This window comes from Pseudooceanicola aestuarii (genome assembly GCF_010614805.1).
GTDB lineage: Bacteria > Pseudomonadota > Alphaproteobacteria > Rhodobacterales > Rhodobacteraceae > Pseudooceanicola > Pseudooceanicola aestuarii.
The window spans coordinates 2,396,818-2,417,156 of record NZ_JAAFZC010000001.1; the positions used below are offsets into that span (position 1 = coordinate 2,396,818).

Sequence of the window (20,339 nt, forward strand, 5' to 3'; positions counted from 1 at the left end):
CGGTGGGGGCGCTGCACGAAAGAGAGAGGGGGGGTGGCGTCCGGCCCCGGCGGGATTAAGGTGGCGCCATGATACAGCCCCAGCACCGTCCCGACCTGCCGATGCCGCCCCTGGCCGTCACCCTGGGCGATCCCGCCGGGATCGGCCCCGAAATCGCCCTGCGCGCCGTGTTGCGCCCCGACGCGCCGCCCTGCCTGCTGATCGGTCAGCGGGCCGTGGCGGAACGGGCGCGCGACCTGGTGGCGCCGGGCGCGCGGATCGCCGTCGTCGAAACGCCCGAGTCCCGGACAGGGACCGATCTGCACCTGCTGGACATCGCCCCCGACGGCCCGCCGCCCGCCTATGGCGCGGTCAGCGCCAGCGCCGGACAGGCCGCCCATGATGCCATCCGCGCCGCCATCGCGCTGGCCTTGCAGGACCGGGTGGCCGGCATCGTGACCGCGCCCATCCACAAGGAGGCGTTGTCGGCTGCCAACGTGCCTTTTCCCGGTCACACGGAAATGCTGGCCCATCACGCGGGCGGGGCCAGGGTGGCGATGATGCTGGCCAATGACGATCTGCGCACGGTCCTGGTGACGATCCATGTCTCGCTGCGGGCGGCGATCGAACAGGCGGATTTCGACGCCCAGATGCGCGCCATCCGGCTGGCCGAGGCCGGGTGCCGGGCGTTTGGCGTGGCCGCGCCGCGCGTGGCGGTGGCCGGGCTGAACCCCCATGCCGGAGAGGGCGGGCTGTTCGGTCGCGAGGAAATCGAGATCATCGCCCCCGCCATCGCCGCGGCCCGTGCGGAGGGGATCGACGCCAGCGGCCCCTGGCCCGGCGATACCGTCTTCATGCAGGCGCGGCAGGGGAAGTTCGACGTCGTGGTGGCGCAATATCACGACCAGGGGCTGATCCCGGTCAAGTATCTGGGCCTGGAAAACGGGGTGAACGTGACCCTTGGCCTGCCCTTCATCCGCACCTCGCCGGATCACGGCACCGCCTTCGACATCGCGGGCCGGGGGATCGCCGATCCTGCCTCCATGATCGCGGCGCTGACCCAGGCGCGGCGCCTTTGGGAGGCCCGGCTGCCCCTGGAGGACGCCTGACGGCAGCCACCGGGGGCATTCTGCGGGCGCCGCCTCGCCCGGATTGGGCACAGCGGCTTGCAGCCCGACGGACGGTTCCGCGCGGGACTGGCCCGGCGATTTGCACATGCCTTCGGGCGGACGATCATCCCGTCCGGTTCGCGGCGGGCAGGGCGCGCGCGGGCTGGTCGGCTCAGGGCAGGGGATCGGTCCGGTAAAGCTTCACCTTCAGCCCGCCATGGGGGATCGGCGGCCCGGAGGGGACAAAGGGCAGGCCGGTGGCATGAGCCAATTGCGGCTCGTTGGTGATGATGCCGACGCGCCAGCCGCTGAACTGGTCCTTCAGCCGCGCGCCCAGGGTGCCGTGCAGGGCGAACAGCAGCTTCTTGTTGCCGATGCGACCACCATAGGGCGGGTTCACCATGACCAGTCCCGGCGGTCCCTCCGGCCGGACCAGATCTCCGACGGAGGTCTGGACGAACCGGGTCTGCCCGGCCACCCCGGCCCGCTCCGCATTGGCCAGCGCCGAGGTCACCGCCCCCGCGTCCCGATCCGATCCGTGGAACAGCAGCTCCGGCATGGCAATCGGAACCGGCAGCGCCGCCAGCGCGGCATCGCGCGCGGCGGCGTCATATCCGGCCAGCAATTTGTAGGCAAAGCTGCGCGACCGGCCGGGCCGCAACCCGGCGGCGATCTCCGCCGCCTCGATCGGGAAGGTGCCGGAGCCGCACATCGGATCCAGCACCGGCTCGCGCCCGTCATAGCCGCATTGGCGCAGGAACAGCGCCGCCAGGCTTTCGCGCATCGGCGCCTTGCCCACCGCCTGCTTGTGGCCGCGCTTGTGCAGCGGCTCCCCCGAGGTATCGAGCGAAAAGGTGACGTAATCATCCTCGATCCGGGCCATCAGGCGCAGGGGGGCATCATCGGCGACGGGCGCGCCCAGCTCCTCGGTGATGGCGCGGGCAATGCGGTCGGTCGCGGCGCGGGCGTGGTAGACCTTGGACTTGCGCGATGTCGTCTCAATTTTCAGCGGCACGTCGGGGCGCAGCACGTCGGCCCAGGGGAATTTCCGCGATCTCTTGTCCAGCTGCGCCAGGTGGAACACCCGAAACCCGCCCAGCCGCATCAACACCCGAGTGGCGCCGCGCAGGGCATGGTTGGCCTGCCAGACCTGCGCCCAGCCGCCCCGGATCGTGACGCCGCCGGGCACGGTGTCGGCGGGACCAAGGTCCAGCGCCGCGACCTCCTCGGCCAGGGTGGACTCCAGCCCCGGCGGAGCGGTCAGGAAAATCTCGAACGGGTCATTCTGCATCCCGGGCACATAGCCGGTTTGACGGGGCGGGGTAAGGGCAAACAGCCGCAAATGCCGGTGCGGGGCGCGGGCCGCCCGCTGGTCTGGGTCTGCGGCGCCACCTGCCGGCCCAAGTCGCCGTCCGTGCCGACGGAGGCGGGGGCGGGTACTGGACTTCGCCTTCGCGGGCTGCGAATGTGAGCGGTAACATCCCTGCCGAAAAAGGTGCCCCGATGATCCTCTGCTGTGGCGAAGCCCTGATCGACATGCTGCCCCGGACCCTGCCGGGCGGGGGCATCGCCTATGCGCCACATGCGGGCGGATCGGTGTTCAACACCGCCATCGGACTGGGGCGGCTGGGCAATGGGGTCGGGTTCCTGTCGGGCGTGTCGCGCGATATGTTCGGCGATCAGCTGCGGGCGGAACTGGCGGCCTCGGGCGTGGAGGGGGATCACGTGATCCTGTCGGACCGGCCGACCACGCTGGCCTTTGTCACGCTGACCGACGGCCAGGCCCGCTACCATTTCATGGACGAGAATTCCGCCGGCCGCATGATCGCGCCCGCCGACCTGCCCACCGTGGGGGAGTCGGTCAGCGCGCTTTATTTCGGGGGCATTTCGCTGGCTTGCGAGCCGGGGGCAGAGACCTACGCCACGTTGCAGGCGGCAGAGGGCGCAGGCCGCGCCGTCATGCTGGACCCCAACATCCGCCCCGATTTCATCCGGGATCCGACGCGGTTCCGGGACCGGATGGCCCGGATGGTGGCGCGGGCCGATATCGTCAAGATCTCGGACGAGGATCTGGCCTGGCTGGACCCCGACGGCAGCGAAGCGACGCGGGTCTCCCGGATGCAGGCGTCCGGCCCGGCGCTGATCATCGTGACACGCGGCGCGCAGGGCGCGACCGGCTACATGCGCAGTGGCGGGCAGGTCACCGTGCCTGCTCCAAGGGTTGAGGTGGTCGATACCGTGGGCGCGGGCGATACGTTCAATTCCGGCCTGCTGCACGCGCTGGACCGGCGCGGCGGCCTGTCGCCTCAGGGCATTGCCAGCCTGTCGCAGGACCACCTGGCAGAGGCGCTGACCCTGGGTGCGCGGGTGGCCGCGATCACTGTGTCGCGCGCCGGGGCCAATCCGCCCTGGGCAGCGGAGTTGGACTGAACAGGGCGAAGATGGGAAAGGCAGGGCCAGGCGGGAGAGGCTGCCGGACCTGTCGGGACGCTCCGCGCGGCCCGACATCCAACGCCCGGACCAACACCGCCTCGCAAGCGGAAAGGGTTGGACAGACGCCCGCCAGCGACCAGTCGCCAATCCCGCCCGCCGCGCCCGGCGCCGGCAGCGACCAGCCGCGCCGGCAGCGACCAGCCCGGCCCGGCGCTCCGGTCCCCCCAAGGCAGCGGGCCGCCGGGCGCGGCGCTACTGGGCCTGGCGAATCAGGGGATAGGCGGCGCGGAACCGGGCATATTCGGCGTCAAAGACGGGGACCATCTCGGTCACCGGCTCGATCACCTCGCCGGTGTCAGGCGGGGTCATGACGTCTTCGGGCGCCGCGCCCGTGGCGGCACACAGGCCCAGCCGCGCCGCGCCCAGGGCGGCGCCGAACTCGCCGCCCGCAGGCAGGTGCAGGGGCAGGTCCAGCACCGTGGCCAGAAGTTTCACCCAATAGCGCGAGGCCGCGCCGCCGCCGATGGCGAACAGCCGGTCCATTCGCGCGCCGGTGGCTTTCAGCGCCTCAGCGGAATCGCGCAGGCCAAGGGCCACGCCCTCCAGGATGGCGCGCGTTACGGCGGCGCGGTCGGTGGCGATGCCCAGCCCGGTCAGCGCGCCCCGGATCGCGGCGTCGTTATGCGGAGTCCGTTCGCCCGACAGGTAGGGCAGGAACCGCACCGGGCCGGGGGCCTCCAGCCGTTCGTCCAGCCCGGCGGTCAGCTGCGCGGGGGACTGGCCGGTGATCCTGGCCAGCCAGTTCAGGCTGTCGGTGGCCGACAGCATCACGCCCATCTGGTACCAGCGCCCCGGCACCGCGTGGCAGAAGGTATGCACAGCCGTCGCGGGCGCCGGGGCATAGCCGTCGCGTGCCGCCAGCAACACGCCCGATGTCCCGAGAGAGACAAAGCCCGCACCTTCGGCCAGCGCGCCGATCCCGCAGGCGGCGGCGGCATTGTCGCCCGCGCCGCCAGCCACGGTCACCGTGTCCTTCAGCCCCCACCGCGCGGCCAGTTCGGGGCGCAGGGTACCGGCGGGGGCGGCGCCTTCCACCAGGGCAGGCATCTGATCGCGGCGCATACCGCCGGCAGCCAGCAGATCCCCGGACCAGTCCCGCCCACCGACATCCAGCCAGGCTGTGCCGGCGGCATCGGACATGTCGCAGACATGCTGTCCGGTCAGGTGCAGGTTCAGATAGGCGGCGGGCAACAGCACCCGCGCCACGCGCTCGAAAATCGCCGGCTCATGGGTGGCGACCCAGGCCAGCTTGGGTGCGGTAAAGCCGGGAAAGACGATGTTGCCCGACAGGTCGCGCACCCGTTCGGCGCTGTCCAGGCTGGCGGCTTCGGCATGGGCGCGGGTGTCGTTCCACAGGATGCAGGGGCGCAGCACCTCGTCGGCGCTGTCCAGAAGGGTGGCACCATGCATGTGCCCGGCCACCCCGATGCCGCGCAGGGCGGCGAATTCGGGATGGCGGGCGCGCAGCTGGTCGATCGCCTGGTCCAGCGCGGTGATCCAGCGGGCGGGATCCTGTTCGGACCAGCCGGGGGCGGGGGCGTCGCTGGTGTAATGCGCCTCTGCGGCGCCGATGGGGCGGCTGTCGCCATCCACCAGCAGGGCGCGCAGGCCCGAAGTTCCAAGGTCGATGCCCAGATATGTGTTCAACGTCTCTCTCCCTTTGCCGTCAGGCAGAGAGATACGCCGCAAGCGCCGCCTCCATGCCCTGCGCATGTATCAGGCCCAACCACCGGCCGAACGCGGTGGCAAAGCGCGGCTGATCGGCAAGATCGCCGTAGATGTGGCGCATCTCCAGCCATTCCGCCGGGTTTTCCTCCGCCGTGTTAGCCCTAACGGAGAGGTCGGTCCAGAATGGATCGTTGGGCGCCACCTCGGTGCCGTCCTCGCGCCAGCCGGTGCAGTAGCGCGCCCAGGCGGCGGAAACGAGGGCCAGCCCTTCCACCGGGGTGCCGGCGGCGAGCCCGTCGCGGACCGAGGGCAGGATGAAGCCGGGATGGCGCGACGATCCGTCAAAGGCGACGCGGCGTGTGGTGTCGCGGATCATCGGGTTGGCGAAACGCCCCTCGATCAGGTCGACGTAATCCGCCGGGCTGGTGCCGGGGACCGGGGCGACATGGGGGGCGATTTCCTCCAGCGCGACCTTGCGAAACAGGGCGCGCAGCTTGCAGTAGGCCATGGCCCCCGCGATGGTGGGAATGTTCAGGATCTCCGCCGCCGCGGCGATGACCTGATGGCCGCCGTTCAGGATTCGGATCTTCATCGTCTCGTAGGCGTGCACGTCGTCGGTAAAGGTCGCGCCGGCCAGCTCCCAGGCGGGGCGCCCGGCGCAGAAATCATCCTCGATCACCCATTGGCGGAAGTTCTCGTGGGTGACGGGACAGGCGTCTTCGACGCCCAGGTCGCGGGCCAGCGCCAGTTCGGCGGGGCCGGTGGCCGGGACGATGCAATCGACCATCGAATTGGGAAAGCTGCACTGCGTGGCGATCCATTCCGCCAGCGTCGGATCGGACAGGCGGGCCAGCGACAGCAGCGTCTGTTTCAGTACATCGCCATTGCCCTGAAGATTGTCGCAGCTGAGGCCGGTGAAGGGCCCCGAACCGGCATCCCGCCGTAGCCGCAGCGCGGCGATCATGGCGCCAAAGGCAGTGCGGGGCCGGTCGGGATGAGCGGCGTCGTGGCGGATGTCGGGGTGATCCCCGTCGAATCCGCCAGTGACCGGATCGATGTAATACCCGCCCTCGGTCACGGTCAGCGACACGATGCGGATCGCCGGATCGGCCATGGCGGCGATCAGCGGCGCCTGGCCCTCGACGATGGGCACATAGTCGATCATCGCGCCGACGATCTCGGCGGCGCTGCCGGCGGGGTCCAGCTCGATCAGGGTGGTCAGGCAATCCTGCGCCAGCAGCCGTTCGCGCATCACGTCGTCATAGGGCCGGACCCCGGCGCCCAGGATGGCCCAATCGTGGTCATGGCCCTGCTGGAACAGCCGATGCAGGTACCATGATTGGTGGGCGCGGTGAAAATTGCCCAGGCCGATATGGACGATGCCGGGGCGCAGGGCGGCGCGGTCGTAATTGGGCCGGGCGATACGGTCGGGAAGATCTGCAAGGGTCGCGGTCGAAAGCGTCATGGGTCCATCCAGGGGGCCGGGGATGTCAGGACTGCGGGACGGCGGGGCCCGTGACATCGGGGCGGTGGTCTACGGCGTCGGGTCCGTCTGCGGGGCAGACAGGGCGTGGCCCCCGCCGCGGGGGGATGCGGCGGGGTGGGGGGCGGTTCGCGGAACCGGCGGGGCGGTGGTGGTGGCGCGGGGCTGGCCGGGGGGGGCGGTCGGTTCGGCCCGGCGGGCTGCGTCCCGGCCCGCCGTCAGGTCAGGGCCAGTCCCTGCGCATCGAACCTGTGCAGTTTCTCGGGATCGGGGCTGAGCCAGATGGTGTCGCCATGGCGGGCCTCGAATTCGCCGTTGGCGCGGAAGGTGATGGTCTCGGCCAGTCCGGTCTCGTGCACATGCAGGAACGTGTCGGAGCCTAGGTGCTCGGCTACGCCCACCACGCCGCGCCAGGCACCCGGCATCTCGGTCCGGGAGGCGGTGATATGTTCGGGCCGCACGCCGATGGCATGGGCGCCGTATTTCGCGGCCTCCGATCCTTCGACGAAATTCATCGTGGGCGAGCCGATAAACCCGGCGACGAACCGGTTGCGCGGGTTGCGGTACAGGTCCAGAGGGCTGCCGACCTGTTCGATTTCACCTGCCCGCAGGACGACGATCTTGTCTGCCATTGTCATTGCCTCCACCTGGTCGTGGGTCACGTAGATCATTGTGGTCGCCAGCCGCTTGTGCAGCTCGGAGATTTCCAGCCGCATGCCGACGCGCAGCGCGGCGTCAAGGTTCGACAGCGGTTCATCGAACAGGAACGCCGCCGGTTCACGCACGATGGCCCGCCCGATGGCGACCCGCTGGCGCTGGCCGCCGGACAGCTGGCCCGGACGGCGGTCAAGATAATCGGTGAGGTTCAGAACCTTGGCGGCGTCCTCCACCCTGCGGTCCTGTTCGGCGCGCTCCATTCCCGCCATCTTCAGCGGAAAGGCGATGTTCTTGCGCACCGACATATGCGGATACAGCGCGTAAGACTGGAACACCATCGCAAGTTTCCGCCGCGACGGCGGCAGCATGGTGGCGTCCTCCCGATCGATGCGGATCTGTCCGGTGGAAACGTCCTCCAGCCCGGCGATCAGCCGCAGCAGGGTGGATTTTCCGCAGCCCGAGGGGCCGACGAAGACCACGAACTCGCCGTCCTCGATGGTCAGGTCCAGCGGCGGGATGACCTGCAAGTCGCCGAAGCTCTTGGTTACCTTGTCAAGTGTGATGCGTCCCATGATCTTGGTTCCTTATTTGACCGCGCCGAAGGTCAAACCCCGGACGAGTTGTTTCTGGCTGAACCAGCCCATGATGAGGATTGGCGCGATCGCCATGGTCGAGGCGGCCGAAAGTTTGGCGTAAAACAGCCCCTCGGGCGAGGAGTAGGAGGCGATGAACGCGGTCAGCGGCGCCGCCTTGGCGGCCGTCAGGTTCAGCGTCCAGAAAGCTTCGTTCCAGGCCAGAATGATGTTCAGCAGCAGGGTGGAGGCGATGCCCGGCACGGCCATGGGCGTCAGCACATGCAGGATTTCCTCCCGCAGGGTGGCGCCGTCCATGCGGGCGGCCTCCAGGATCTCCACCGGGATTTCCTTGAAATAGGTGTAGAGCATCCAGACGATGATCGGCAGGTTGATCAACATCAATACGACGATCAGCGCCCCCTTGGTGTCCAGCACACCCATGCGGATCATCACCAGGTAGATCGGGTACAGCACCCCCACCGCCGGCAGCATCTTGGTCGACAGCATCCACATCAGGATATCCTTGGTCCGGCGTCCGGGCACAAAAGCCATGGACCAGGCTGCCGGCACCGCGATGATGATGCCCAGCAAGGTCGATCCGCCGGCGATGATGATCGAGTTCCACAGGTAGCGGGCGTAATCCGACCGCTCCTGCACGATGGAATAATTCTCCAGCGTCCAATCGAAGAACAGGAAGGACGGCGGGCTGGCGATGGCCTCGGCTTCGGTCTTGAAGGAGGTCAGGATCGTCCAGAGGATCGGAAAGAAGATCAGCAGTCCCACTGTCCATGCGGCCAGGGTGGTGATCAGCTTGCGGCGGGGGGTCTGTGCGCGGGCCATGTCCGGTCTCTCCCTCAGGTATCCAGGTTCTTGCCGACGATGCGCATCAGGAAGATGGCGATGATATTGGCCAGGATGACAGCCAGGATCCCCCCGGCGGAGCCAAGGCCGACGTTCTGGCTTTCCAGCACGCGCTGGTAGATCAGGTAGGTCAGGGTCCGGGTGCCAAAGCTGCCCTGCGTGGTCACGAAGATCTCGGCGAAGATCGACAGCAGGAAAATCGTCTGGATCAGAATCACCACGGTGATCGCCCGGCTGAGATGCGGCAGGATGATGTACCAGAACCGCGACAGGAACTTGGCGCCGTCCATCTCCGACGCTTCCAGCTGCTCACTGTCCAGTGACTGGATCGCGGTCAGCAGGATCAGCGTGGCAAAGGGCAGCCATTGCCAGCTGACGATCAGGATGATGGAGAACAACGACGATTGCGACAGCCAGTCATGGGGCACCGCCCCGAAGAACCGCCAGACATGGGCCAGCACGCCGTTCACCGGGTCCATGAACATGTTCTTCCACACCAGCGCCGATACGGTCGGCATGACGAAGAACGGCGCGATCACCAGGATCCGCACGATCCCCTGACCCCACATCGGCTGATCCAGCAGCAGCGCCAGCAGGATGCCGCCGATCACCGTGATGGCCAGGATGCCGCCCACCATGATCAGCGTGACCAGTACCGAATCCATGAAGGACGAGGAGGTGATGAACCGTTCGTAATTCTTGAACCCCACGCAGCATTCGGCCACGCCACGCAAGGGGCGGTAGTCCATGAATGAGAAGTAGAGCGTCATCACCAGCGGGACGAGCATCCACCCCAGAAGCAGGATCACGGCGGGCGCCATCATCAGGCGGGCGGCGCTGCGGGAATGCTGGGTGGCCATCTGGACCTCCGGTCTGGCGTGAATGCGGGTCGCGCGGGAGGCGCGGAGAAATAGGGGGGCGGGACGCAGGCGTCCCGCCGGAGACGTCGGGCCAACCCGGACAGCGGCGCACCACCATCCGGGAAGGAGGGGGAGGGGTCAGTAGCCCGCCGCCTCCATCTCGTCCGTGGTCAGATCCTGCGCTTTTTCAAGCGCTTCGTCCACGGATTGCTGACCGGCCAGCGCGGCAGAGAATTCCTGCCCCACCTGGGTGCCGATACCGGCAAATTCGGGGATCGCCACGAATTGCACACCGGTATAGGGCACGGGATCGACGGTTGGTTGCGTCGGATCGGCCGCGTTGATGGATTGGAGTGTCATCTGCGCGAACGGCGCCGCTTCCAGGTATTCCGGGTTCTCGTAGAGCGAGGTCCGGGTGCCCGGCGGCACGTTGGCCCAGCCTTCCTTCTCTGCCACCAGCGCCAGGTACTCCTTGGAGGTGGCCCATGCGATGAAGGTCTTGGCAGCATCGGTCGCGTCGGATCCGGCCGGCACGGCCAGGGACCAGGCCCACAGCCAGTTGCCGCGCGGACCCAACCCGTTGTCGGGCGCCAGGGCAAAGCCGACCTGATCCGCCACGGTGCTGTCATCGGGGTTGGTCACGAAGGACGCCGCGACGGTCGCGTCGATCCACATGCCGCATTTCCCCTGCTGGAACAGCGACAGGTTCTCGTTGAACCCGTTGGTGGAGGCGCCCGGCGGACCGTAATTCGTCATCAGGTCCATGTAGAAGGACAGCGTTGTATTCCATTCCTCGGTGTCGAACTGGGCCTGCCAATCCTCGTCGAACCAACGCGCGCCAAAGCTGTTGGCCATGGCGGAGAGAAAGGCCATGTTCTCGCCCCAGCCGGCCTTGCCCCGCAGGCAGATGCCGTATTGTTCGGCGTCGCGGTCCGTCATGGCAGCGGCGGCGTCGCGGATGAACTCCCAGCTGGGCGCTTCGGGCATCTCCATGCCGGCGGCTTCCATCAGGTCGGTACGGTACATGACCATGGAGCTTTCACCGTAGAACGGCGCGGCATACAGGGTGCCGTCCACAGACAGGCCGCCGCGCATCGCCGGCAGGATGTCATCGACGTCGTAATCCGCGCCCATGTTGTCCAGCGGGGTCAGCCAGTCCTGTGCGCCCCAGATCGGAACCTCGTAGGTGCCGATGGTCATCACGTCGAACTGTCCGCCCTTGGTGGCGATGTCCTGGGTCACGCGCTGACGCAGCACGTTTTCCTCCAGCGTGACCCATTCCAGTTCGATGTCCGGGTGCTTGGCGGTGAAATCCTCTGCCAGCCGTTGCATCTGGATCATCTGGCCGTTGTTCACGGTAGCGATGGTGATCGTCTCTGCCTGCGCGGCGGTGGACAGCGCGGTCAGGGCGGTGGCGCCCATGAGGGCGCGGAAAGTCTGGTTCATGATATCCTCCCGATAGAGACCTGAGCATATGCTCACCTCTCGGGCATATGCTCACCACGTCACATGAAGTGAGTCAAGCGATTTCACCACGCAAAAGACGCCGCGGCGCAGCATGGGCCGGCCCGGAAACGGACCTGCCATCAGCCAGCGGTAAAGGGAGAGGGTCAGCCGTCGAGCAGGGCGCGGGCGCTCAGCTCGTCGGTGATCAGGTGGTGGATCAGCTGGCCGCGCAATGCGGCGCGCATCGGCCCGATCTTGGAGCTGCCGCCGGCGATGCACAGCACCGGCGCGCTGCCGAAGGGCACGCGGATGCCGACCATGCGCCGGTTGATCACATGGTCCAGATAGCGGCCCTGATCATCGAAGATATGGCCGCAGATCTCTCCGGCCGCGCCGCGCGATTGAAGATCCCGCAGATCGGCGGCGGACAGGAACCCGTCCTGATGCAGCGGCGCGTCATCGGTCATCTGCCCGATCCCCACCACCGCCATGTCGGCGGTCAGCGCGAGATCGCGTGAAGCGCGGACATGGGGCAGGGCAAGGTATTGCGCGTACTCGGCTTCATTGCGGGCAAAGACCGGGATGGACATGGGGTAATGCGCCGCGCCCGTCTTGTCCGCCAGCCGCATGATCACCTCGTAGAAGGAGGCGGAACCATCGGGCGACACGTTGCCGATCAACGACACGACCTTCAGCCCCGGCGCCTCCTGCGGCTGCATTTCCTCCACCACGGCGCGCAGGGTCCGCCCGGTGCCCAGGGCCAGCACGCGGGCGCCGTCGTGAAACAGCCGCTCCAGCTCCGGCGCGGCAAAGGGGGCCAGGGCGCGCAGGGCCTCGGCCTCCGCCCCGACAGAGGGGGCGACCCGGACCGAGAGCAGGTCGAACCGCGCCCGCAATCGCCGTTCCAGATCCAGGCAGGCGGCGATCGGATGGTCGACGCGCACCCGCACCAGCCCTTCGGCCGTGGCGCGGGCCACCAGCCGCTGCGCGCGTTGCCGCGAAATCCCGAGGTCGCGGGCGATCTGGTCCTGGGTCATCCCGCCGACAAAGGACATCCACGCCGCCCGCGCCGCCAGATCACGCGGAGAGACGTCCTTGTCCTCGGGGCCATGGCGGGTCATGTCGCGACGTTCCGTTGTTGCAGAGAATGCCGATCCGATCGGCGCAGTTCCGGGGCAATCTGGAAGATTTCGGCAAAGCGTGCGAACCGCCGGTGTGGCCGGACCTGCGGATCGGGCGGCAGGTCCAACCCGCGCAGGTGGCTGCCACCGATGAAATGCCAGACCTCCATCCCCGCGGCGCGCGCGGCCCGGATGCCGGCCTGCGAATCCTCGATCACTAGGCACCGGGCGGGATCGGCCCCGGCCTTTCGCGCGGCGGCCAGAAACAGGTCCGGCGCCGGCTTGCCCTGCGCGACTTCCGCCGCCGTGGTGCTGCGGCCGTGGAAATCAGCCGTCAGCCCGACGATCTCAAGCGAATGCGCCAGCCGTCCGGGGCTGGAGGACGTCGCCAGGCAGAACGGCAACGCCAGCGCGTCCAGCGTGGCGCGCACACCGGGGATGATTCGCAACTCCGAGCGGAAGGCCTCCAGCAGACGGGCCCGGTACTCGGCCTCGAAACCGGGCGGCAGGTCGATGCCGAATTCATCGCGGATTCGGGTCAGCACCACCGGGTAGGACCGGCCCAGGAAATGCCGCGCGACATAGGCGCCGTCGATCGTTACCCCGTAACCGGCCAGCGCCGCGATCAGCATCCGCGAGGAAATCACCTCGCTGTCGATCAGCACGCCGTCGCAATCAAAGATCACGAGGTCGAACCGCGCGGCGGAAACGGGATCAAGGCTGTCGGTCATGGGCTGCATCCTGCGGCTGTTTGCAGGGCTTAGCGCAAACCGCGCGGGCGGAGAAGCCCCGGTCCCGTGTCAGGTCGGGCCGCCGGCCCCGTCGCGAAGATCGGGGCGAGGGTCGCACGCCCGGTGAAAGGGCCCGGCCCGTGCGACCGTACCGCCGTCCGCCAAGGGGCAGGCAGACGGCGGATCCAGAGGCCTGATCTACGCGGCGGCAAAGACCGCGCGGGCCGGATCGGCGCGGTAGCGGGCGCCGTGCTCCGCCAGCGCTGCCGGCAGAGCGCGAATCGCCCTGAGGACGTGATCTGCCTCCGCGTCGGTCAGCAGGTAGGACAGGTTCAGCCGTACGAAGCCGGGTTTGGCCATCTCCTCGCCCGCGTGCAGACGCTGGCGCAGGGCCTCTGATTCGGTGGCGTCGATGCCGAACAGCCGGTGCACGTATGGCCCGGCACAGGCACAGCCGCCTCGGGCTTGCACCCCGAAAAGATCCGACAGCAACCGCGTCGCCAACTGGTGGTGATGGTAGCCGCCCGCCCCGTCGGCCACGCGGAACGACAGGATCGGCAGGCGCGCGCCGGGGGGCGTGGGCAGCGCGGCGATCCCCGGCGCAGCGGCCAGCGCCGTCTCCGCCCGCGCCAGAAGGTCGGCGTTGCGATCGGCAATCCAGGCGGCGCCAAGGGCGGCCTTCATCGCCAGCGCCAGCGCGGCGCGCAGGTCGCCCAGCACGTTGGGCGTGCCCGCTTCCTCCCGCTGTTCGACATTGGCGGCGTAATCATGCCCCCAGGGCGAGACAAAGCTGACGGTGCCGCCGCCCGGCGTCGCGGGCCGCGCGCCCTGAACCGCATCGCGCCGGATCGCCAACAGCCCCGAGGCGCCAGGCCCGCCGGGGAACTTGTGCGGTGACAGGGCCAGGGCGTCGATCTCCACCCCCGGGGCGGGGGTCATGGCGATGGGCAGGTACGGTCCGCCCCCGGCGTAATCCCAGAACGACAGGGCGCCCGCCTGTTTCAGGATGGCGGTGATCGCGGCCACGTCGGTCAGGGCGCCGGTGACGTTGGAGGCGGCCGAAAACGCCCCCAGCACCAGCGCATCGGGCCCGGCCACGTCCAGTGCGGCGCGCAGCGCATCGGGGCAGGGGCCGCCGGTAGGGCATTCGGGGATTTCCTGTACCTCCGCCCCGCTTTCGCGCCAGGGCAGCAGGTTGGAATGATGCTCGTAGGGGCCGACCAGAACGATCACCCGCCGCCCCGCCGCCCGCGCAGCGGCAAAGCCCAGCAGATGCGGCAGACGGTTGATCCCCGCCGTCGCGCCGGAGCCGGCAAAGATCACCGCGTGATCCGCCCCGGCCCCCAACTGCCGGGCGATATAGCTGCGCGCGGCCCGGCGCAGGCTGGTCATCGTGGCGCCGCAGACCGAGGCTTCGGTATGGCTGTTGGCATACCACGGCAGGATGGTGCGCATCCGGTCCTCCAGCTGTTCGAAGGCGCGGCCCGAAGCGACGAAATCGGCATAGAGCATGGGAACCGGCCCGAACGGCCCGTCGATCGTCATGCCGCGCCCGATTTCGCCCGCGTGCAGGGCCTCGGGGCCGGCGGCGGCCAGCTCGGCCTCGAACGTGTCAAAGAACGCGGGGGTGGGGGGCGTGACCATGGAATCCTCTCTGCCGGTGTGTTGGTGCAGATTGACACGCCGAGCGCGGGAATGTTCACCTTCTTACACCTTTGATAAAGGAGATATTCTATCATATGACCCTGGAAGATCTGAAACTGGACCGGATTGATCTGCGGCTGTTGGATGCGCTGCAACAGGATGGCAGCCGCTCGCAACGTGACCTGGCGGAGGTCGTCGGCCTGTCGCAGAACGCCTGTTGGCGGCGGTTGAAACGCTTGCAGGAGGCCGGGGTGCTGCGCGGTAACCGGGCCGAAATCGATCTGCCGGCCATCGGGCTGGAGCTGACCGTCTTCGTGATGATCCGCACCCGTCACCACGCCGCCGACTGGGCCCGCGATTTCCGCGCCCATGTGGAGGCGCTGCCCGAGGTGGTGGATTTTCACCGCATCGGCGGCAGCTGGGACTACATGATCAAGGCCGTCTGCGACGGCATGGCCGGCTATGACCGGTTCTACCAGGCCCTGATCCACGGCTTCGACATCGAAACCGTCACCGGCCATTTCGCGATGGAGCCGATCCTGACCAATCGTCCGCTGCCCTTGGCCCGCCTGGTCCGCTGAGCCACGCGCCCCTTGCGATGCGCCGTGATCCGGGCAGACTGGGCGGACGCATTGAAAGGCAGCAGATGACCCGGACCACCGATTTCATCGCCCGCCGCGCCGAGATCTGGCGCGATTGGCGGCGCGACCTTCACGCCCATCCCGAACTGGGGTTCCAGGAACACCGTACCGCAGGGCTGGTCGCCGACCGCCTGCGCGCCGCCGGTTGGGAGGTGACCGAGGGGATCGGCGGCACCGGCGTGGTGGGCCGCCTGCGCCGGGGGGACGGCCCCAGCATCGGCCTGCGGGCCGACATGGACGCCCTGCCGATGGACGAACAGACGAACCTGCCCCATGCCTCCACCGTGCCCGGCGTGTTTCATGGCTGCGGCCATGACGGGCACACCGTCACCTTGCTGGCCGTGGCGGAAACGCTGGCCGAAGCGGCTGATTTCAGCGGCACCGTCCACCTGATCTTTCAACCGGCGGAGGAGGGGCTGGGCGGCGGTCTGCGCATGGTGCAGGACGGGCTGTTCGACCGCTTTCCCTGCCAGCGGGTCTATGGCTTTCACAATTCGCCGCTGCTGCCGCTGGGCGCGACCACGGTGCGGCCGGGTGCGGCCATGGCCTCGGCCGATGAATTCACCGTCACCTTCACCGGGCGCGGCGGCCATGCGGCCCTGCCGCACCACGCCCGCGATTGCGCGCTGGCCCTGGCAGAGCTGACGGTCTCCCTGCAATCGCTGGTCGCGCGGGAGGTCAGCGCCCTCGCCTCGGCCGTGCTGTCGGTGACGCAGATCCATGTCGGGACCACGCACAACGTGCTGGCCGGCAGCGGCTGGCTGGGCGGCACCGTGCGCTGCCTTGCTGCGGCGGAGCGGGACCAGCTGGAGGCCGGGATCGCCCGCATGGCCCGCGCGACCGCCCTGAGCCGCGACCTGGAGGCCGAGGTGAGCTACACCCGCGGCTACCCGCCGCTGATCAACGACGCCGACGCCGCCGCACGGGTGGCGCGGGCACTGTCCTCCGGGCCGGAGGCCGATTTCCGCCCCGAGGAGCCGCCGATCATGGCGGCAGAGGATTTCGCCTACATGCTGGAGGTGGTGCCGGGCGCCTACATGAACTTCGGCCTGGTACCCGAGGGCCAGGATTGGCCGATGGTCCACAACCCGGCTTATGATTACAACGACGACCTGACCCCGATCGCCACCTGCCACCTGGTCGCGCTGGTGGAACAGGAATTGCGCGGCTGACGTCAAAAAGGGCCGCGCCCGGAGGTGCGGCCCTGATGGTGGGGAAGGGAAGGGGGGGCGCTGACCGCGATCAGCTGGCCAGCATCCGCTCTATCTTGGCCATCACCCGGTCGGTGTCCTCCTGGTAGCCGATCGGCTCGAAGAACCGGCCGTCTTCGTCGAACAACAGCACGTTGGCGGAATGGTCCATCGTATAGTCGCCGCCTTCCAGGGGCACTTCGCGGGCATAGATGCGAAACGCCTTCAGCGCCTTGTCAACCTCGGCCGGGTCGCCCGAGACGCCCTCGACCCCATCCACCCAGGAGACGTAATCGCGCAGCGTGTCGATATCGTCCCGGCGCGGATCGACGGTGACGAAATAGACGTTCAGCGGGCTGTCGGGGCCCAGTTCCTCCTGCCAGGTGGCAATGTCACCCAGGGTGGTCGGGCAGACCTCGGGGCAATGGGTGAAGCCGAAGAACACGGCCGAGGGGCCTTCGCGGAGAGAGGCCTGTGTGAAGGTGCCGCCGCTTGTCGTCTCCAGCCGGTAATCGCCCGGCCCGATCGTGTCCGCCAGGCTGCGTTCGAAGCCGGGTGCGATGAACCGGCTCCAGCCGACCCAGAGAAGCGCGGCGATGGCCAAGGTCCAGAGCGTACCGATGGCCAGAAGTTTCGGGGTGATTTTCATCGGGTGCCTTCCTTTCGCGGAGGTCGCGGTGATGCGGGGAGGGCAGGCGGTTCGGAACCGCCCGCCGGAATGTGCCTAGTGGTCGTGGCCGGCATGGCCCTTGGCGTTCGGGGCGCCGATGGGCAGCAGGATATCTACCGCGCCCGCCTGTTCAAAGGTCAGGGTGACGGTGAGGGTCTCCCCCTCGATCAGCCGGTCTTTGAGGTCCATCAGCATCAGGTGAAACCCGCCGGGTTTCAGCGTGACGGTCCCTTCGGCCGGGATTTCCAGCCCGTCGGGAAGGGCGCGCATCCGCATCACGTCGCCTTCCATCGCCATTTCGTGGATCTCCGCCCGGCCTGCGACGGGGCTGGACACGGAGACCAGCCGATCCGCCTGCGCGCCGGTATTGGCGACGGTGAAGAACCCGCCCCCCACCGGGGCGTTGGGCAGGGTCGCGCGGCTGTAGGCGCCGGTGATCGTCAGATCGCCCAGCGTGATGGCATCGCCATGATCGTGGCCCGCATGATCGTTGCCCGCGTGATCGTCATGACCATGACCTTTATGCTTGGAATGGTCGTCCCCAGCCTCGGATTCCGCCGCCCCATGACCGTGGCCATGGCCGTGCCCATGCGCGCGATCGGCGGCGGTGATGGTCAGGTTCGGCGCCGGGTTCGGCACGTCATGCGACCCGCTGGTGTCTGTCCAGTCGGCCACGCCATTGGCGCATTCCTGCATGGCGGGGAAATACAGCACGCTGCCCGGCGCCAGACCAGGGCCGAAGGTGCCGCGCAGGACGAATTCGTCGTACCAGCCGTCTTCCAGGTGACCGCCGGACCATGTGACTTCGCGCAGGCCCTCGGTCATCATGGTGCCGTGATTGTCGAACGGCGTGGCGTAGGCCCCTGTTTCCAGGGTCATCTCCCAGCCCGCCTTGGGCATCGGCTTGGCCGCATAGACGCCCTCCGGCAGGGTGACGCGCACGGTATGGGTGGCCTCCCCGTCGCAGCCATGGGGCACGCGCAAGGTGATCTTGGAGGTGGCGCCTGCGGCGACGGTCTTCTGCTCCAGCGTGGCATGCGCCAGGGCCGCGACCGGCAGGGCTGTGACCAGAACGGAGCTGGCAAGAAGGGCGGGGGTGAATGTCCTGAACATCTGTCTCTCCTGTGGGCGCGCAGGCGGGGCATATCGTGCCCGCTGCGGTCCCTGCGGCATGGCCGCGAATTCCGAATTGTGATTGCATGGCCCGCAGGCCGGGATCAGGCCGGAACCGGAGGCGCGCGCGGCGCATGGGACAGATCGCGCGCCTGTGCCGCCCGGTGCAGATCCGCCAGCCGGCGCCAGCCATCGGCGGGGCGCAGCAGGGCCATCACGTCGGGCGCCTGCGCCGCGGGCGGTTCGGGCAGGGAATGGCAGAAGGGGCATCGGTGATCGTGCCCGGACGGGTCGCCGCAGAAATCCGCGGGGCTCAGAGCAAAGGTCACCGCGGTGACGAATTTCGCCTGCTCTGCCCGGTCGGGCGCCATGAACCAGGCCGACACACTGCTGGTCACAAGGATCAGCAGCACGGCGCAAAGCGCGGGAATCACGGAGAAGGCCGAACGCGTCATATGCCGCGTGTTAAACCGTATTCCGCGCCCCGGCGCAGCAGGATTATTTGCCGCAGGCCGGACGGCTTGGCACAACACCGGGGCGCGCGGGCCGGCCTGCGCCGGTCAAGTGCCGCAGAACGTGCGGGTCACCGCCTCCTCCGCCGTGGGGGGGCGGGTCAGGTCGGCGGCGTCACCGGGATCGGCAAAGGGTGTGGCCAGCGCATCCGACAACTCCTGAAACGGCGCCATGTTGCCGGCGACGGCCGCCTGGATCATCGCCTCCACCCGGTGATTGCGTGGGATCAGCGCGGGGTTCACGCGGGCCATCAGGGCGGCGGGGTCGTCTTCCTGCCGCAGGCGGGCCTGCCAGTCGCCGGCCCAATCGTCAAAGGCCGCGCGGTCAAGGAACTGATCGCGCGCCGCCGCCGGGTCTGCCCCGGACAAGGCGCGGAACGTATTGGTGAAATCGGCTCCGTCGCGCATCATCAGCCCCAGCAGCGCGTCGATCAGGGGGCGATCGCTCTGGGCGGCGCGGGCCAGTCCGATCTTCTGGCCAAAGCGGTGCAACCAGGCGGTTTCAATGGCAGTGGGCATGGCATGCACCGCCTGGGTATAGGCCTCCAGCACCGCCGCGCCCTGCGGTTCCGCCGCGATCAGGGCCGAGGCGAGCTGCGCCATGTTCCACGGCAGGATCGCGGCCTGGTTGGCAAAGCCGTAGCGTCCGCCAGTGTCGATGGAGGAAAACACCCGCTCCAGGTGGTAGCTGTCAAGAAAGGCACAGGGCCCGTAATCGATCGTTTCTCCGGAGATGGAGGTATTGTCGGTGTTCATCACCCCGTGGATGAACCCGACCGACATCCATTGCGCCACCAGGTCGGCCTGCCGGGCGATCACGGTTTGCAGGAAATCCAGCGGGGTCGCCGCGTCGGGCGCATGGCGGGCGATGGCGTAATCCAGCAGCATGTGCAGGCGTGGCGTATCGCGGCGGGCGGCGAAATACTCGAAATGCCCGACGCGCAGATGCGAGGCCGCGACCCGCGTCAGTACGGCGCCGGGCAGGCCGGTTTCGCGCTGCACCGTCTCCCCGGTGGCCACGGCGGCCAGGGCGCGGGTGGTGGGGATGCCCAGGGCCTGCATCGCCTCGCTCACCAGGTATTCGCGCAGCACCGGCCCCATCCAGGCGCGGCCATCGCCCATGCGGGAAAACGGCGTGCGGCCCGAACCCTTGAGCTGGATATCGCGGCGGGGGCCGTTCTGCGGTGCGACCTCGCCGATCAGCAGGGCACGACCGTCGCCCAGCTGAGGAGAGAAGCCGCCGAATTGGTGGCCCGCATAAACCTGCGCCAATGGCTCTGCCCCCTCGGGCAGGGCGTTGCCGGAAAAGACGCGCGCCAAAGCGTCGTCGTCATCGGGAAGGGTGATGCCCAAATCCGCCGCAAGCGGGCGGTTGACAGCCAGAAGCCGGGGCGCGGGGACCGGATCGGGCGCGTGGCGGGCGGCGAAGCCTTCGGGCAGGCGGGCGAAGGAATTGTCGAAAGGGATGTGCAGGGTCATGCCCGGAATATAGGGGCGTCCCTTCGCCGCTGCCAGCCGGGAGGGGCGATGGATTTTCCCTGCCAGCCGGCAGTTGATCCTGAGCGTTGCCGCCGTAGAATGCCACA

18 protein-coding genes are annotated in these 20,339 nt (G+C 68.4%); 4 read left to right on the forward strand and 14 right to left on the reverse strand.

The window, feature by feature from the left end:
• The first annotated feature begins 68 nt into the window (after positions 1 to 68).
• The gene (gene pdxA / locus G5A46_RS11415; RefSeq protein ID WP_239520775.1) at positions 69 to 1,088 is read left to right on the forward strand and encodes a 4-hydroxythreonine-4-phosphate dehydrogenase PdxA; all 1,020 of its coding nucleotides are present in this window, start codon (positions 69 to 71) and stop codon (positions 1,086 to 1,088) included.
• A 172-nt stretch (positions 1,089 to 1,260) separates the two neighbouring features.
• Here pdxA and G5A46_RS11420 read toward each other — a convergent pair whose 3' ends face one another.
• Positions 1,261 to 2,379, reverse strand: a complete 1,119-nt coding sequence (locus tag G5A46_RS11420; protein WP_163849507.1) for a THUMP domain-containing class I SAM-dependent RNA methyltransferase — start codon at positions 2,377 to 2,379, stop codon at positions 1,261 to 1,263.
• A gap of 212 nt (positions 2,380 to 2,591) precedes the next feature.
• On the opposite strand from G5A46_RS11420, the gene G5A46_RS11425 reads away from it, so the two are divergent.
• Positions 2,592 to 3,518 carry a carbohydrate kinase family protein gene (locus G5A46_RS11425; RefSeq protein WP_163849508.1) on the forward strand — a complete coding sequence of 309 codons (927 nt, stop codon included), beginning with the start codon at positions 2,592 to 2,594 and terminating at the stop codon, positions 3,516 to 3,518.
• A gap of 255 nt (positions 3,519 to 3,773) precedes the next feature.
• Here the strand turns inward: G5A46_RS11425 and xylB are convergent, their stop codons facing one another.
• The 9 genes from xylB to G5A46_RS11470 all read right to left on the reverse strand — a co-directional run bounded on the left by xylB (position 3,774) and on the right by G5A46_RS11470 (position 14,627).
• Positions 3,774 to 5,228: a xylulokinase gene (xylB, locus tag G5A46_RS11430; RefSeq protein ID WP_239520776.1), complete on the reverse strand. Its 1,455-nt coding sequence runs from the start codon at positions 5,226 to 5,228 to the stop codon at positions 3,774 to 3,776.
• A 19-nt stretch (positions 5,229 to 5,247) separates the two neighbouring features.
• Complete coding sequence (locus G5A46_RS11435) at positions 5,248 to 6,714, reverse strand: mannitol dehydrogenase family protein (RefSeq protein ID WP_239520777.1); 1,467 nt, start codon at positions 6,712 to 6,714, stop codon at positions 5,248 to 5,250.
• Positions 6,715 to 6,950: 236 nt separating this feature from the next.
• Positions 6,951 to 7,961, reverse strand: a complete 1,011-nt coding sequence (locus G5A46_RS11440) for an ABC transporter ATP-binding protein (RefSeq protein ID WP_163849511.1) — start codon at positions 7,959 to 7,961, stop codon at positions 6,951 to 6,953.
• Positions 7,962 to 7,973: 12 nt separating this feature from the next.
• Positions 7,974 to 8,804, reverse strand: coding sequence for a carbohydrate ABC transporter permease (locus tag G5A46_RS11445; RefSeq protein ID WP_163849512.1), 831 nt, complete (start codon positions 8,802 to 8,804; stop codon positions 7,974 to 7,976).
• A gap of 14 nt (positions 8,805 to 8,818) precedes the next feature.
• Entirely contained in the window at positions 8,819 to 9,685 is an 867-nt protein-coding gene (locus G5A46_RS11450) for a carbohydrate ABC transporter permease (protein WP_163849513.1), read from the reverse strand.
• 138 nt (positions 9,686 to 9,823) lie between these two features.
• A complete protein-coding gene (locus G5A46_RS11455; protein WP_163849514.1) occupies positions 9,824 to 11,131 on the reverse strand; it encodes an ABC transporter substrate-binding protein in 1,308 nt (435 codons plus the stop codon).
• A gap of 164 nt (positions 11,132 to 11,295) precedes the next feature.
• The gene (locus G5A46_RS11460; protein WP_163849515.1) at positions 11,296 to 12,252 is read right to left on the reverse strand and encodes a sugar-binding transcriptional regulator; all 957 of its coding nucleotides are present in this window, start codon (positions 12,250 to 12,252) and stop codon (positions 11,296 to 11,298) included.
• Complete coding sequence (locus G5A46_RS11465; protein WP_163849516.1) at positions 12,249 to 12,983, reverse strand: HAD family hydrolase; 735 nt, start codon at positions 12,981 to 12,983, stop codon at positions 12,249 to 12,251. The genes G5A46_RS11460 and G5A46_RS11465 overlap by 4 nt, the downstream gene beginning before the upstream one ends.
• Before the next feature lie 198 nt (positions 12,984 to 13,181).
• Positions 13,182 to 14,627: an aminotransferase class V-fold PLP-dependent enzyme gene (locus G5A46_RS11470; RefSeq protein WP_163849517.1), complete on the reverse strand. Its 1,446-nt coding sequence runs from the start codon at positions 14,625 to 14,627 to the stop codon at positions 13,182 to 13,184.
• A 95-nt stretch (positions 14,628 to 14,722) separates the two neighbouring features.
• On the opposite strand from G5A46_RS11470, the gene G5A46_RS11475 reads away from it, so the two are divergent.
• Both G5A46_RS11475 and G5A46_RS11480 read left to right on the forward strand, forming a co-directional pair.
• On the forward strand, positions 14,723 to 15,208 hold the full coding sequence (locus G5A46_RS11475) for an Lrp/AsnC family transcriptional regulator (protein WP_163849518.1): 486 nt from the start codon (positions 14,723 to 14,725) through the stop codon (positions 15,206 to 15,208).
• 65 nt (positions 15,209 to 15,273) lie between these two features.
• Positions 15,274 to 16,440, forward strand: a complete 1,167-nt coding sequence (locus G5A46_RS11480; RefSeq protein WP_163849519.1) for an amidohydrolase — start codon at positions 15,274 to 15,276, stop codon at positions 16,438 to 16,440.
• A gap of 70 nt (positions 16,441 to 16,510) precedes the next feature.
• On the opposite strand, the gene G5A46_RS11485 is transcribed toward G5A46_RS11480, so the two are convergent.
• From G5A46_RS11485 to G5A46_RS11500, 4 genes are all read right to left on the reverse strand, one after another.
• Positions 16,511 to 17,107: an SCO family protein gene (locus tag G5A46_RS11485; protein WP_163849520.1), complete on the reverse strand. Its 597-nt coding sequence runs from the start codon at positions 17,105 to 17,107 to the stop codon at positions 16,511 to 16,513.
• A gap of 75 nt (positions 17,108 to 17,182) precedes the next feature.
• Entirely contained in the window at positions 17,183 to 18,241 is a 1,059-nt protein-coding gene (locus G5A46_RS11490; protein ID WP_163849521.1) for a DUF1775 domain-containing protein, read from the reverse strand.
• Positions 18,242 to 18,345: 104 nt separating this feature from the next.
• Positions 18,346 to 18,696 carry a hypothetical protein gene (locus tag G5A46_RS11495; RefSeq protein ID WP_163849522.1) on the reverse strand — a complete coding sequence of 117 codons (351 nt, stop codon included), beginning with the start codon at positions 18,694 to 18,696 and terminating at the stop codon, positions 18,346 to 18,348.
• Positions 18,697 to 18,801: 105 nt separating this feature from the next.
• A complete protein-coding gene (locus G5A46_RS11500; RefSeq protein ID WP_163849523.1) occupies positions 18,802 to 20,232 on the reverse strand; it encodes a protein adenylyltransferase SelO in 1,431 nt (476 codons plus the stop codon).
• Between the last annotated feature and the right edge of the window lie 107 nt (positions 20,233 to 20,339).

Bases quoted from the DNA above. Each gene is read 5' to 3' on its own strand.
- G5A46_RS11485 (WP_163849520.1), bottom strand. From the start codon at position 17,107: ATGAAAATCACCCCGAAACTTCTGGCCATCGGTACGCTCTGGACCTTG.
- G5A46_RS11475 (WP_163849518.1), top strand. From the start codon at position 14,723: ATGACCCTGGAAGATCTGAAACTGGACCGGATTGATCTGCGGCTGTTG.
- G5A46_RS11460 (WP_163849515.1), bottom strand. From the start codon at position 12,252: ATGACCCGCCATGGCCCCGAGGACAAGGACGTCTCTCCGCGTGATCTG.
- G5A46_RS11470 (WP_163849517.1), bottom strand. From the start codon at position 14,627: ATGGTCACGCCCCCCACCCCCGCGTTCTTTGACACGTTCGAGGCCGAG.
- G5A46_RS11435 (WP_239520777.1), bottom strand. From the start codon at position 6,714: ATGACGCTTTCGACCGCGACCCTTGCAGATCTTCCCGACCGTATCGCC.
- G5A46_RS11500 (WP_163849523.1), bottom strand. From the start codon at position 20,232: ATGACCCTGCACATCCCTTTCGACAATTCCTTCGCCCGCCTGCCCGAA.
- G5A46_RS11455 (WP_163849514.1), bottom strand. From the start codon at position 11,131: ATGAACCAGACTTTCCGCGCCCTCATGGGCGCCACCGCCCTGACCGCG.
- G5A46_RS11490 (WP_163849521.1), bottom strand. From the start codon at position 18,241: ATGTTCAGGACATTCACCCCCGCCCTTCTTGCCAGCTCCGTTCTGGTC.
- G5A46_RS11445 (WP_163849512.1), bottom strand. From the start codon at position 8,804: ATGGCCCGCGCACAGACCCCCCGCCGCAAGCTGATCACCACCCTGGCC.
- G5A46_RS11480 (WP_163849519.1), top strand. From the start codon at position 15,274: ATGACCCGGACCACCGATTTCATCGCCCGCCGCGCCGAGATCTGGCGC.
- G5A46_RS11495 (WP_163849522.1), bottom strand. From the start codon at position 18,696: ATGACGCGTTCGGCCTTCTCCGTGATTCCCGCGCTTTGCGCCGTGCTG.
- G5A46_RS11450 (WP_163849513.1), bottom strand. From the start codon at position 9,685: ATGGCCACCCAGCATTCCCGCAGCGCCGCCCGCCTGATGATGGCGCCC.
- G5A46_RS11440 (WP_163849511.1), bottom strand. From the start codon at position 7,961: ATGGGACGCATCACACTTGACAAGGTAACCAAGAGCTTCGGCGACTTG.
- pdxA (WP_239520775.1), top strand. From the start codon at position 69: ATGATACAGCCCCAGCACCGTCCCGACCTGCCGATGCCGCCCCTGGCC.
- G5A46_RS11425 (WP_163849508.1), top strand. From the start codon at position 2,592: ATGATCCTCTGCTGTGGCGAAGCCCTGATCGACATGCTGCCCCGGACC.
- G5A46_RS11465 (WP_163849516.1), bottom strand. From the start codon at position 12,983: ATGACCGACAGCCTTGATCCCGTTTCCGCCGCGCGGTTCGACCTCGTG.
- G5A46_RS11420 (WP_163849507.1), bottom strand. From the start codon at position 2,379: ATGCAGAATGACCCGTTCGAGATTTTCCTGACCGCTCCGCCGGGGCTG.